This is a genomic window from Sphingobacterium spiritivorum, from assembly GCF_016724845.1.
In the GTDB taxonomy this organism is placed as follows: domain Bacteria; phylum Bacteroidota; class Bacteroidia; order Sphingobacteriales; family Sphingobacteriaceae; genus Sphingobacterium; species Sphingobacterium spiritivorum_A.
Map to the genome: position 1 here is coordinate 3,400,153 of NZ_CP068082.1, position 12,451 is coordinate 3,412,603.

Genomic DNA, 12,451 nt, shown 5'->3' on the forward strand with positions numbered 1-12,451 from the left:
GAAATCTTCTGATATATAGACTGTGTTGAATAATAAACAGAAAAATAACAGATACAATAGCTTTCTCATAAATGCTCCTGTAAGTATAGACTTATTTTTGGATTAGCAGTCTTTAAGGATTTAGTTCAATTTTTTCTAAATAATTATCAATATATTCGGGATTATATATGTTTGCTACAAAAATATTTTTTATAGTCCCCTTATTGAGTATAAAAGAAAAACTATTATTAGCCTGAAATTTATTAAAGAAATCTTTATCCTTGGTCCATACTACATTAGCATAATTAGAGATTGTATTTTTAGAATACTTCAGGTAGTTTTCTTCATCCACAACAATAAATACTTCATAATCTTTTAATATTGGCTTATTTTCTAATAGAGAAAGAAGAAATGTTTCGAAGCAGTTATTGCAAGCATCTTTCATATGTCTGAGGAATAATTGACTGCGTGATTGATTTAACTTTACTTCTTCTACAATGTTTCCACTTTTCTTGTACAGCAGAACATTGCCTATATTATTGTTTAATGTATTTAGTTTTTTTATATCATAGTTTGAAAAAACTAAATAATCTAAATAGGCGGTTTTTTTCTCAAGCAGTTGATTGGCTAGTGTTAAAGAATCAATTGATCGAGTATGAGTTTTTATTAATTTTGTTTCCCGGTATCTCAAATATAAAACTATAGAAACACACAAGAGAAATAAGCATATAAATCCAGTATTTTCTTTTAGAAATTTTTTCATATTAAAAGTTTATAAAAATGAGGACAGGATTATCACCCTGTGAAATTTTCTCAATTTTTTTTAGTTCGGCAGTTTTTATTCCCTTTGCTTTTATACTGTCAATAAAACTTTCTTTGTTTTCAAAATCGGGGTAATACGCAGCGATAAATCCCTGCCCGGATACACTGAATATTTCACTTGTCATAGGGATACTTTTGCTCACACTATTCGCAAAAATTGCAGTTTTAGTATTCTTTGAAAATAGGGTACTTATGTTTTGGTTTCCTTTGTGAATACAGAAGTATAGATAATTATTATTTTCATAAATTTCAGTTATATCTTTAATGAAATCTACATTTGATAAATTATTACGGGCTTTTACAGCTTGCTGTATATTATCTTCCGTGGGAAGTAAGTCTGTATCAATCATTACACGCCTTTTTAGCGATTTGTAATCATAGCTGTAAATACTGTTTGAAAATCTTTTATAATAAGATAAAGAACTCTGAGACTTATATAACCCAAACGGTGAGAAGACTGTAATTGAACTTTTGTCAAATAAGGGATCGGCTTTTTGTATTCTGGATATTTTTGATTCCTGCTGGTCGTAGGTAGATAGAATATAATCTACATCCTTATTCCCAAATGTTTTGAATAAAACCAAATCCTGGGATAAGTTTTTGTTGATAGCAAACTCCAAAAAAGGTACAGGCAACTGAATTTCATTTTGCGGAACTCCATTTGAAAATTTAATTATTTTTCGGGATTGCATATCGCTTATATAAACATTACCATGTTCATCTACATCGAAGTCATTTAATGTAATATATTGGCCGAAGCCTCTCCCTTTATTATCAATTTTATATAGAAACTCTCCTTTGTCTGAAAAAATAAATAAAGCAGATGTTACATGTGCATCTAAAATGTAAAATTTACCATTTTTATGAATTAATTTGGATATTATAGCAAATAGGCTTTCTTCTTTTGTCTGTAAGGGTAAAAATGTATAGTTGCTTATGGGGAGAGAATCTGCTCTAAATGATTTATTATTAAAAAGAATAGTATCGATAGCATTTTGGGTGTCAATTTCTCTACTCTGTTTTGTGTTACAGGCCGTGAAAATTATAAATATTGCGCAAGGTAATATGATTTTAAAGTTTAATGTCATAATATATACGATATAAAAACAAATACTATACTTATTATACTCTTGTTGGATTGGTTATTTTATAAAGGAATATTTATTTCTGTGCTTCCACGGTAACAGCGTACAGCTGTGGTTACGTTTAAGCATTTTGTTACTATGATTGATGGATTTCTGGGATCAGTATAAGTGAATGGATTGTATTCATCAATCCCAAATGCCTGAGTGGGTTGAACAATCTGTATATCTCCGTTTTCGAAACTTGGGGCAAATCCGAGCATAAATAAAATAGCGAATGAGCTTGCAGCCAGTATTTTTTGAATTCTTCTCATGATATTAAAGTTTAAAATTTAAAATTGTGAGTATATAAAGTATAGTATTGTCGGAAATTTTTGACATAGCTTATCGGCTATGAAGATTAAAATGTCATAAAATATAAATTGGCTATATTAATTCTTTTTTATCTAACACTTTATATCATGTCAATTATAAAAAAATCAATATTTTCTCTTAATCATGGTCTATTAGTAAAATTAACACTTTTTTTAGTATTTTAATTTCTTAACAAGATAACGGATTAATTTTTGTTTTTATTTGTACGCAATTTATTATGACAATAGTATGACTTTAGTTGTTGTGCATACTATGATACAAGCGTTTAAACTGAGGATTAGTAAGAGAGGTGGGTAGAAAAAAATATGCAATCTAAGTATTCCGTAACAGTGTACAGTTTTTTAAGTCGAAGAGAAAGCATAAAAAAAGCAGTAATAAATCTTGTTTATTACTGCTTTAAATCTTATGTGCGATTTAGCAAAGGAGGAAATTTCTAACCTTAAAATCCTCCCATATTTTGCATGATACTGAATGTGAAATTCTGTTTCCATGAACTTTCTGGTAATCCCGGGATTGGATCAAATGCATGACCGTAGTCAATACCCAGCATACCAAAGATAGGTAAGAAGATACGTGCTCCCACACCGGCAGTACGTCTTACTTTGAATGGATTGAACTCACTGAATTTGTTCCATGTGTTACCTGCTTCAGCAAATGCCATTACGAATACTGTAGCCTGATCATTTAACATTACAGGGTGTCTCAGCTCGATCTGGTATTTCGTATAAATAGGGCTACCCGAGTTGATGGCTATCTGCTGGAAGTTATTAGGTGTGCTTTCCGGAATGATAACACCATTGGCATATCCTCTGAGTGCAATAATCTCAGAACCTTGAAGGAAGTCAAATCCTTGCATACCGTCACCCCCAAGCTTGAAACGTTCGAAAGTAGATGTTTCTGTCTTGTTGGTATAATTTCCTAAGAATCCAAATTGTGCCTGTGTTTTCAGGACAAGTTTACCTGCAATCTTGATATACCACTGTGAATCAAATTTCCATTTGTGGTATTCTGTCCATTTATATTTCTCTTCCTGAGGAGCTGTTTTGTAATTGATGTTATTCCATGCAGAGTATGGAGGCGTCAACTGAACTGAGAATTTGATGTTCGAACCTGATGTAGGGTAAATAGGAGCATCTACTGAGTTACGACTGATTTCCTGGGTAATGTTCATGTTGTACGCTGTACCGTTTGAGAACAGGAAGTAGTTACCGTAATTCTGTAATTTGTAACGTTGGAAAGACAGTGAAGTATTGATCTGAAAGTAGTTATCAGGCCATTCCAGACGCTTTCCTAATGTCGCAGTTACCCCGGTCATCCAGATACGTTGCAATTCAGAATCCTTAACCATTTGCTCTCCTGTATAGTAGTTGAATCCGCCATATGAAGAGTTAGATGTATAGGCACTCAACCCAAAATAAATAGGTTTTTTACCACCTAACCATGGATCTGAGAATGAGAAACTATAGGACTGGTAGCGTTTACCGGATGTCTGTCCACGAAGACTTAACTTTTGTCCATCTCCGCGAGGCAATGGTTTCCATGAGCTTTTATCAAAGAAATTACTGGTGGAGAAGTTATTAAAGGTCAGACCTAGGGTACCAATAATCTGTCCTGCTCCGTATCCACCTGATAATTCGACCTGATCGGAAGGCTTTTCAGTTACATTATAAAGTATATCTACTGTACCTTCTGCAGGATTATAATTGACTGGATTTGGAGTGATTTTCTGTTCATCAAAGTTTCCCAGCTGTGCAATCTCACGTACACTTCGCATAATCAGATCTTTTGAAAATTTCTGACCCGGCTTCGTATATATGGAACGTAATACTACTTTATCGTTTGTTACATCATTTCCTTTAACAATAACATTGTTGATAGTATACTGAGCCCCTTCATACATACGGATCTCCAGATCAATGGTGTCACCATATACTTTTGTTTGTACAGGATCTGCCGTGAACGTTAAATATCCGTCGTTTGTATACAAAGATGATATATCATCACCATTTCTGGTAGGACCAGCTAATTTAGTAACTAATTTTTCTTCACTGAATACGTCTCCTTTCTCAATTCCAAGAATTAAATTCAACACAGAATCTGAATATTTAGAATTTCCTGACCAGCTGATATTACCTACATAGTACTTCGGACCTTCGTAGATTTCCATATCAATGGTTACTTCGTTGGCATCAAATCGTTTTACAGAATCACTGATGATCTCTGCATCACGGTAGCCTTTGTCATGTAGTTTAGCAACTAATTTTTCTTTAGCTTCCTTGTATTTTTCATCTTTGAACTTACCAGGTCCGAAGATGCGGTACCATTCTCTTTGTTTTACACCTTTCAGCGCTTTTCGTAGAGCACGTTGTGAGAACTCTTTATTGCCGGTAAAAGTGATCTTACGTACTTTCACCTTTTTATTGCGTTGTACATCTACAACAAGGATCTCATTATTTACCTGTGCGGTATCTTTAAGTGTTTTTGTGGTGATATCCGGATATAAATATGCTTTTTCTCTCAGGAAGCGCTGTATGGTAAAACGAGTCGTGTTGATCAGGTTTTCGTTTACAATCTTACCTGTATTACTATTGAGGCGTTTACGAACTTCTTCGGTCTGACTTTTGCTCAGGCCATTGATATCAATACGTGTCAGACGCGGACGTTCCTGCACTCTGATGTTAAAGAAGATGTTGTCTCCGTCTACGCGATCTGCATATAGCTGTACATCATCAAAGAGACCCTGAGCCATTAAATTTTTAATTACATTGGCTGTAGCATCACTTGGCACTTCGATGTGCTGACCAACAACCAGTTTGGAGATGGTGATCAATACATCATTATCCAGGTACTGCGTACCTGAGATTGTAACACCGCCAATTACGTAATCTCTGGGAGTTAAATAGCTAATTTCATCAGGGTTACTTAAATTAATTGGTTTATTGCCGGTGATTTGCGCCTGGGCTGAATAGGAATAAACCGAAGAAATAAAAGTTATTAAAAATACTATACGCTTCATCTATGAATTTTTATCGATGCTAAAGTACACCAATCTGTTGTTAAATTTTGTTAAAAGAAAATATTGCTAAATTATTATCTAACAATGGTATTTTGCGTGCAAAGTTAAGAATTAAGATTATAATTGTTCACTTGTTTTTCCGAATCGTCTTTCGCGTTGCTGATAGTTATAAACACATTCGTAAAGATCGTCACGGGTAAATTCAGGCCACATTTTAGGTAGAAAACTTAATTCAGAATAAGCGATTTGCCAAAGCAGGTAATTGCTGATACGCTGCTCTCCGCTGGTCCTGATCAACAGATCCGGATCCGGCATATTCCTGGTATATAAATGATTTGCAAAAACCTTTTCATCGATAGCATCAATATCGAGATTGCCTTGTATAACCTGTTTGCAGATTTCTTTTGTCGCATCTACGATCTCTTTCTGTGAGCTGTAGCTTAATGCAAGTGTAAGTACACAGGTCGTGTTATGAGCCGTTAATTCCATGGACTCCATCAGTTTGGCACGACAATTTTTAGGTAACTTATCAATATCTCCGATTGTATTGAGCCGTATTCCGTTATCCTGAAATGTTTTGATTTCTTTACTGAGTGTAGTGACCAGCAATTCCATCAGAGCAAGTACTTCTAATTTTGGACGATTCCAGTTTTCTGTAGAGAAAGCATATAAGGTGAGGTAGGGGATACCTAGTTCTACAGCGCCCTCCATTGCTTCCCGTACTGCGGACACCCCGTTCTGGTGTCCAAATATTCTTAATTTACCTAATCCTTTGGCCCATCTTCCATTGCCATCCATAATGATAGCAACATGCTGTGGCAAATTATTACGGTCAATTTTATCTTTGATATTCATGTTTTTATTGAATTGTGCCGGCTTACCACCAGTAACATTTTTGGCTGATAAAGGTATAGGTTACCGTTAAACCAAAAGTCATATATGCATCATGCGGACGACCATCTCCGCGAAGTTTTCCTTTGTTTGCTTCCCAGTTTCCGGATCTGTCAGCAAGACTTTCCCAGACAAGGGGATCGATCTGTTGCTCGATTCCTTCTTTCATACTGGTCGCATAGTTTCTGTTGACGTTGTCAATATTATCCGACAATACTACCCGATAATTCAGTTCCGCACCTACACTCCACGGACCTTTGATATTATATTTAAAGCCTGCACCAAATGGTATAGCCAGTGCAAATTTACTGTATTTTCCGGGATTATTAGCTGCATCATATTCCAATTGCAGATCGCGGAGATCATATTTTTCTCCTGTTCTGAATTTGACATACGGATTGTGATAGATCGCTGCTACTCCTGCGAATATATAAGGTGTGTAGGCCAGTTTGTTTTTGCCGGGAACGAATCTGAAGAAATTGAATTCACCAATAGCCGATATTTCGATTGCTTTATTTTGAAAAGCAAGATTTCGCTGGATCTGACGTTCGTTGCTGCTATTGGCATCTGATCCGAACAGATGCAGATAATTGATGCCTCCTTTTACTCCCCAGGTGGGGTTAAAATTATATTTGCCGGTCAGACCTCCGCCGAGACTTTTGAAATACAACGGATTATTGGGGTTGATATCGCCCATATATCCTGTTGTTCCCAGATTGGCCCCCAATTCCCATTGCTGGGCGGAAAGGTTACAAATTGGAAAAAAACAAATTAGTACTAATAAGCTATAGAAAAGTCTTTGCAAAATAGTTTTTTTGCGGTAAAGATAATGTATTTCAATCAATAGCATTGTATAAAAAGTTGTTAAAATACATTAAAACAAAACACGAAGCTGCTTATACTCCTAATAATTTCGTACATCTATTCCCCACAGCAACTTTTCTCTTAATGTGCTGAAATAGCCTTCTTTATCTAACCGGATAAGGTTAATGAAGAAAGGAGCCTTTTTTATTTTCAATTTTGTAGTAGAGGACAGGGTGACACTTTGTGAGTCACAGCTTAAAATGTATTTCCCGGTACGGCTTTCAATCTCCAGATTCAGCTCAAAATCTGAAGAAATGACGATTGGTCTTACATTGAGGTTATGGGGAGATATGGGGGTGACAACAAAATTGCCGCTTCCAGGCATAATAATCGGACCACCACAACTTAATGAATACGCTGTAGAACCTGTAGGGGTAGCGATGATTAATCCATCTGCCCAGTAGGAATTCAGCAGTTCCCCGTTGATATGCGCATTGACCGTGATCATGGCTGAACTATCATATCGAAAAACAGTGATATCATTCAAGGCGAAGTTTTTTCCTTCAAAAAGTTTTTCTTCATCAGATTCTACTGTCAGCAATGCTCTTTTTTGCAATGTATAGGCATTATTGAGAATCTGAATCAGTGCTTTTTCAATATCGGTTTTATTGATGGTCGCTAAAAAGCCCAGACGTCCAAAATTAATACCTGCAACGGGAAGACCGGAATCTTTTATAATGGAAACAGCGGACAGCATCGTTCCGTCTCCGCCAAGACTCAGCATAAAGGCTACATCTTTGGGAATATCTTCGTGGCTGGTAAATGTGCTGAGATTATCCTGACAGGGGAATTTGCTTTTTAAAAATTCATAGAAATCTGCATAAATGCATATCTCAAGATCCTTTTTGTTTAAAAAATCAAACAATTGTTGTACATACGACAAAACCGAAAGGTTAAATTCTCTTCCGTAGATCGCTATTTTCATACTTATATTTCTGCAGCAATACAGGATTGCTATTTGTTATTTTTTTCAAAGATGAGAAAAAAGTACGCTAATACTAAATATTGAGGTAATTCATAAGCAGATCGTATCGCTGTTGCATATCATTTTCATCATTTCCATCATTAAATGTAGCCTTGACCACATAATCAAATCTCCAAAGTGTAGCTACCAGAGATGAAATGTTAGTTTTGTTGACTTTTATTGTCAATTCGAGTTTTGAAGAATCCGGTAATGTTTTTACTGCGGTACTCAGAATACTGGCATTATCTGACTCGATAATATGTGCGATATGTGACAGGGCATTATCTTTCGCGCCGATTTCAAGAACGATTATCGCTCCCGTCTCATTGTTGGATTGTAAACTGTTAAGGGCCTGTAATACGTCCTGTGCTGTAATAATGCCTACGTAACGATTGTCTTTATTCAGAATCGGCAACAGTTCGATTTTGTAATTAGTAAGATACAGCATTGCATCATAGACGTGCTGATACTCATAAAGATACAGAGGTGCCAGATTGAGTTTGAGATTTTTGATAATATCTGTTTCATCTTCATGATTCAGAAGTTCATCTTCATTAATCATTCCGATGTACTCCTTATTCGAAACAACCGGAAGATGGGACAGGTGAAATTCACCTATCTTATCGAGTCCCTTCTGAACAGTGTCTGAAGGACTGACTTCACAAAATTTTTGAGATAGTATTTCACCGATGTACATATGCCGTGTTGCTTTTCTATATTAAACACTCAAAAAAGGAAAACGTTTAATCTTATCGTGCTATTTGTACGAAGTTAAGCAATATGTGAACATATGCAAATAGTATATGGAGTATTTAATGAGGTATTTAAAATTTATGTGACGATACACAAAGAGCGTTGGATTTTCACTATTTTTACATTTCATTAGCGTATCGACTATAGCAACCATATGCAGCAGGAAGAACAGAAGAAGTTTATTGAAGTAAGAGAAGTAATTCGTAAAAAGAGTCCTAAACTGGCGAAATGGATTCCATCTCCTTTTATCAGTTATCTGGAAAGGGTAATTCATGAAGATGAGATCAATTATATCATGAATAAATTTGAGGATCGTTACGGATTAGATTTTGTAGATGATTTGCTGGAAGAGCTTGGTGTGGAGGTCGTGTTGGAAGGAGAGGAGAATATTCCGCTTGAAGATAGTGTGATCTTCGCTTCTAATCATCCTTTGGGTGGATTGGACGGCGTAGCTTTCATGCACGCCGTAGGAAGATATCGCAGAGATGTCAAATTTTTGGTCAATGACATTCTTCTAAATATTAAAAATTTACAGCCTCTTTTTATTCCGGTAAACAAATTAGGTACGCAGGGTAAAAATGGAATAGAGATGATCGAAAGGGCATATGCGGGCGATGACGCCTTGCTGGTGTTCCCTGCCGGGCTGGTTTCCAGAAAGCAAAATGGAAAGATCATGGACCTGGAATGGAAAAAGAGTTTTATAAACAAAGCAAAAAAATATAAAAAGGATATTATTCCTGTGTATATTGAGGGAAAGAATTCCAACTTTTTTTATAATTTTGCTCAACTCAGACAGAAATTGGGTTTGAAAGTGAATCTGGAGATGTTGTATCTTCCGGATGAGATGTTTGCCCAACGTAATCACCGTGTAACTATCAAGATCGGAAAAAGAATTCCCTACACGCATTTTGATACATCAAAAAGTGAGAAAGTGTGGGCAGAAGAAGTGAAACAGTTGGTCTATAACATGGCTGAGGTAAAAAAATAATCTATGCAAGAAATTATTGCTCCTGTTGACAAAGAATTGATAAAGGCTGAACTTACAAAGGAGGCTTTTGTACGCTTTACCAACAATGGAAATAATGAAGTCTATGTAATCAATCATCATAATGCGCCGAATGTTATGCGCGAAATTGGACGATTGCGTGAAGTAACGTTCAGAGCAGCAGGCGGAGGTACGGGCTTATCCATTGATATTGACGAAAATGATACAAGCGAAGATTGTTATGATCAATTGATCGCCTGGAATCCCGAAGAGGAGGAAATCATTGCCGGATATCGTCTTATTAAATGTTCGGAAGCCAGCTGGAAAGATGGAGTGATCAATCTTTCGACAGCTCATTATTTTAATTTTTCTGAAAAATTTATTTCGGAGTATCTTCCGTATACAATAGAGTTGGGGCGTTCCTTTGTTCAACCGCGTTTTCAGCCGGCAATTGATAATCGTAAAGGTATCTTTTCTCTGGATAATCTTTGGGACGGACTGGGGGCTCTGGTCATGCTGAATCCCGAGATCAAATATTTATTCGGGAAAGTGACTATGTATCCGCACTATAATGTGGAAGCAAGAGATTTGTTGCTCTATTTTATGGAACATTACTTTCCGGATCCGGATAATTTGGTAACGCCTATTCGTGCTGTTGGTTATAAAACCGATATGAGCCAGTATGCGGGAATGTTTGAAGGATTGGATTACAAGGAAGGGTATAAGTTGCTTAACTCTAAAGTGAGAGGTATGGGAGAAAATATTCCTCCATTGATCAATACCTATATGAATTTATCCCCGACGATGAAGTCATTCGGGACTGCCCGCAATGATGAGTTTGGAGAGGTGGAAGAAACAGGGATTCTGGTTACACTTGATGATATCTATCCGGTTAAAAAGGAAAGGCATATGTCTACCTTTGAGAGGGATAGTGAATATGGTAATCCCAAGAAAAAGAAATAAAAAGAAAAGCGCTTGTTAAAAGCGCTTTTCTTTTTTACTGAGGTTTTCTCAGCATCTCAATATGTGGGATACCATCTTCCAGGTATTCTTCTGAGGCTTGCTGAAAACCAAAGCTTTCATAGAATGCTTTGAGATAAAGCTGTGCACCGATACGTATATCTACTGCTCCGTATTGATCCATGATGTTGTCTACTGCTCTTCGCATCAGCTCGCGGCCAATTTTCTGTTTTCTGTAGGCTGGATTAGACAATACCCGCCCGATGGATACCTCTTTAAAAGATACGCCTGCAGGCACTATACGCGCATAGGCCGCGATATCATTGTTGATCATAGCCCACAGGTGGTCACATTTCTGATCTTTATTATCACAATCCAGATACGGGCAGTTTTGCTCCACCACAAAAACTTCGTTGCGAAGCTTCAGTATCTGATAGAGCTGATTGGTCGACAGTGCATCAAATGTTTTATAAAACCAGACTGTTGTCATATCTGAACTATTTAGGAATATTAAGAAAGTAAACTTTTGACGACTTCAGAAATCGTTCTTCCGTCTGCCTGACCGGCAAGTTTCTGATTGGCTGCGCCCATGACTTTACCCATATCTTTATCGGATGAAGCTCCCGTTTCCTGAATGATTTGCTTGATGATGGATTCAACTTCCGCACGATCCAGTTGTTTTGGCAGATACTCTTCGATTACGTTTTGTTCTTCTACTTCTATCTGATACAGATCTTCACGATTCTGTGTTTTATATATTTCTGCAGATTCTTTACGCTGTTTTACGAGTTTCTGAAGCACTTTGATTTCGGTGTCTTCTGATAAATCCTCACTACCGCCTTTTTCAGTTTTGGCGAGTAGAATAGCAGCTTTTATTGCTCTAAGACCACGAAGTTTTGCATTGTCTTTCGCGATCATAGCAGCTTTGATATCCTGATTAATTTTTTCTTCTAATGCCATATTATGTATGTTTTATTTTTTTGTATTTGTTATTCTCCTCTGTGTACGATTGTACCTGTTGCCTGTGCTGCAGGCATGATCAGCAGATCATTGATATTGACATGTGCCGGGCGCGAAAGCACAAAAGCGATGGTTTCTGCTATATCTTTTCCGGAAAGTGGTGTGATATCCTTGTATACTGCAGCAGCACGGTCTGTATCTCCGTGGAATCTTACTTCTGAAAACTCGGTTTCTACCATTCCCGGATTTATTCCGGTCACTTTAATGCCTTTGGACAACAAATCTATTCGCATTGCTTTATTCAGGGCATCTACGGCATGTTTGGTAGCACAATATACATTTCCGTTAGGATAGACCTCCTTCCCGGCAATAGAACCTAAATTGACAATATGACCTTTTTTACGGGCCTCCATGAAAGGGACTACTGTACGTGTCACATAGAGCAGACCTTTTATATTGGTATCTATCATCCGATCCCAGTCTCCTATATCTCCATTTTGAATCGGATCCAGTCCCTGGCTGAGTCCTGCATTGTTGATCAGGACATCAATGTTTTTCCATTCCTCCGGCAGATTGTTGACAGATAACTGTACTTCTTCTGCATTGCGGACATCCAATTTGAAAATATAGATGTTACAGTCCGGATATTGAGCGGAAATATGCTGTTTTAACTCCTCTAATCTTTCTATTCTTCTTGCACATAGCAGAAGGTTGTAGCCTTCTTTTGCTAATACTTCAGCACAGGCAGCACCGATTCCGGAACTGGCTCCTGTAATAAAAGCGATTTTTTCCATTTTTAT

The 12,451-nt window shown here is 36.8% G+C and carries 13 protein-coding genes; 2 read left to right on the forward strand and 11 right to left on the reverse strand.

The window, feature by feature from the left end; translation table 11 throughout:
• Positions 1-112 precede the first annotated feature (112 nt).
• The 8 genes from I6J03_RS14410 to I6J03_RS14445 form a co-directional block, all read right to left on the reverse strand.
• A complete protein-coding gene (locus I6J03_RS14410) occupies positions 113-742 on the reverse strand; it encodes a hypothetical protein (RefSeq protein ID WP_003005193.1) in 630 nt (209 codons plus the stop codon).
• A gap of 1 nt (position 743) precedes the next feature.
• On the reverse strand, positions 744-1,889 hold the full coding sequence (locus I6J03_RS14415) for a 6-bladed beta-propeller (protein WP_003005190.1): 1,146 nt from the start codon (positions 1,887-1,889) through the stop codon (positions 744-746).
• A gap of 59 nt (positions 1,890-1,948) precedes the next feature.
• Positions 1,949-2,197, reverse strand: a complete 249-nt coding sequence (locus I6J03_RS14420) for a hypothetical protein (RefSeq protein WP_201693759.1) — start codon at positions 2,195-2,197, stop codon at positions 1,949-1,951.
• Between the two features lie 500 nt (positions 2,198-2,697).
• Positions 2,698-5,274 (reverse strand): outer membrane protein assembly factor BamA, encoded by a 2,577-nt coding sequence (bamA, locus tag I6J03_RS14425; RefSeq protein WP_003005184.1) that lies wholly within the window; start codon positions 5,272-5,274, stop codon positions 2,698-2,700.
• 117 nt (positions 5,275-5,391) lie between these two features.
• Entirely contained in the window at positions 5,392-6,129 is a 738-nt protein-coding gene (locus I6J03_RS14430) for an isoprenyl transferase (protein WP_003005181.1), read from the reverse strand.
• A gap of 22 nt (positions 6,130-6,151) precedes the next feature.
• A complete protein-coding gene (porG, locus tag I6J03_RS14435) occupies positions 6,152-7,015 on the reverse strand; it encodes a type IX secretion system protein PorG (protein WP_003005178.1) in 864 nt (287 codons plus the stop codon).
• 54 nt (positions 7,016-7,069) lie between these two features.
• Entirely contained in the window at positions 7,070-7,954 is an 885-nt protein-coding gene (locus I6J03_RS14440) for an NAD kinase (RefSeq protein ID WP_201693761.1), read from the reverse strand.
• A 73-nt stretch (positions 7,955-8,027) separates the two neighbouring features.
• On the reverse strand, positions 8,028-8,690 hold the full coding sequence (locus I6J03_RS14445; protein ID WP_003005171.1) for a CBS domain-containing protein: 663 nt from the start codon (positions 8,688-8,690) through the stop codon (positions 8,028-8,030).
• A gap of 210 nt (positions 8,691-8,900) precedes the next feature.
• On the opposite strand from I6J03_RS14445, the gene I6J03_RS14450 reads away from it, so the two are divergent.
• Together I6J03_RS14450 and I6J03_RS14455 are read left to right on the forward strand one after the other, a co-directional pair.
• Positions 8,901-9,734 carry a 1-acyl-sn-glycerol-3-phosphate acyltransferase gene (locus I6J03_RS14450; protein ID WP_003005167.1) on the forward strand — a complete coding sequence of 278 codons (834 nt, stop codon included), beginning with the start codon at positions 8,901-8,903 and terminating at the stop codon, positions 9,732-9,734.
• A 3-nt stretch (positions 9,735-9,737) separates the two neighbouring features.
• A complete protein-coding gene (locus I6J03_RS14455) occupies positions 9,738-10,694 on the forward strand; it encodes a GNAT family N-acetyltransferase (RefSeq protein WP_003005164.1) in 957 nt (318 codons plus the stop codon).
• A 34-nt stretch (positions 10,695-10,728) separates the two neighbouring features.
• On the opposite strand, the gene I6J03_RS14460 is transcribed toward I6J03_RS14455, so the two are convergent.
• From I6J03_RS14460 to I6J03_RS14470, 3 genes are read right to left on the reverse strand one after another with little or no spacing between them, the layout of a single operon-like run.
• On the reverse strand, positions 10,729-11,181 hold the full coding sequence (locus tag I6J03_RS14460; protein ID WP_003005161.1) for a GNAT family N-acetyltransferase: 453 nt from the start codon (positions 11,179-11,181) through the stop codon (positions 10,729-10,731).
• Positions 11,182-11,201: 20 nt separating this feature from the next.
• The gene (locus I6J03_RS14465; RefSeq protein WP_003005158.1) at positions 11,202-11,651 is read right to left on the reverse strand and encodes a GatB/YqeY domain-containing protein; all 450 of its coding nucleotides are present in this window, start codon (positions 11,649-11,651) and stop codon (positions 11,202-11,204) included.
• A 29-nt stretch (positions 11,652-11,680) separates the two neighbouring features.
• Positions 11,681-12,445 (reverse strand): SDR family oxidoreductase, encoded by a 765-nt coding sequence (locus I6J03_RS14470; RefSeq protein WP_003005155.1) that lies wholly within the window; start codon positions 12,443-12,445, stop codon positions 11,681-11,683.
• Between the last annotated feature and the right edge of the window lie 6 nt (positions 12,446-12,451).

Coding starts and splice junctions, on each gene's coding strand:
- I6J03_RS14410 (WP_003005193.1), bottom strand. CDS start 742: ATGAAAAAATTTCTAAAAGAAAATACTGGATTTATATGCTTATTTCTC.
- I6J03_RS14415 (WP_003005190.1), bottom strand. CDS start 1,889: ATGACATTAAACTTTAAAATCATATTACCTTGCGCAATATTTATAATT.
- I6J03_RS14420 (WP_201693759.1), bottom strand. CDS start 2,197: ATGAGAAGAATTCAAAAAATACTGGCTGCAAGCTCATTCGCTATTTTA.
- bamA (WP_003005184.1), bottom strand. CDS start 5,274: ATGAAGCGTATAGTATTTTTAATAACTTTTATTTCTTCGGTTTATTCC.
- I6J03_RS14430 (WP_003005181.1), bottom strand. CDS start 6,129: ATGAATATCAAAGATAAAATTGACCGTAATAATTTGCCACAGCATGTT.
- porG (WP_003005178.1), bottom strand. CDS start 7,015: ATGCTATTGATTGAAATACATTATCTTTACCGCAAAAAAACTATTTTG.
- I6J03_RS14440 (WP_201693761.1), bottom strand. CDS start 7,954: ATGAAAATAGCGATCTACGGAAGAGAATTTAACCTTTCGGTTTTGTCG.
- I6J03_RS14445 (WP_003005171.1), bottom strand. CDS start 8,690: ATGTACATCGGTGAAATACTATCTCAAAAATTTTGTGAAGTCAGTCCT.
- I6J03_RS14450 (WP_003005167.1), top strand. CDS start 8,901: ATGCAGCAGGAAGAACAGAAGAAGTTTATTGAAGTAAGAGAAGTAATT.
- I6J03_RS14455 (WP_003005164.1), top strand. CDS start 9,738: ATGCAAGAAATTATTGCTCCTGTTGACAAAGAATTGATAAAGGCTGAA.
- I6J03_RS14460 (WP_003005161.1), bottom strand. CDS start 11,181: ATGACAACAGTCTGGTTTTATAAAACATTTGATGCACTGTCGACCAAT.
- I6J03_RS14465 (WP_003005158.1), bottom strand. CDS start 11,651: ATGGCATTAGAAGAAAAAATTAATCAGGATATCAAAGCTGCTATGATC.
- I6J03_RS14470 (WP_003005155.1), bottom strand. CDS start 12,445: ATGGAAAAAATCGCTTTTATTACAGGAGCCAGTTCCGGAATCGGTGCT.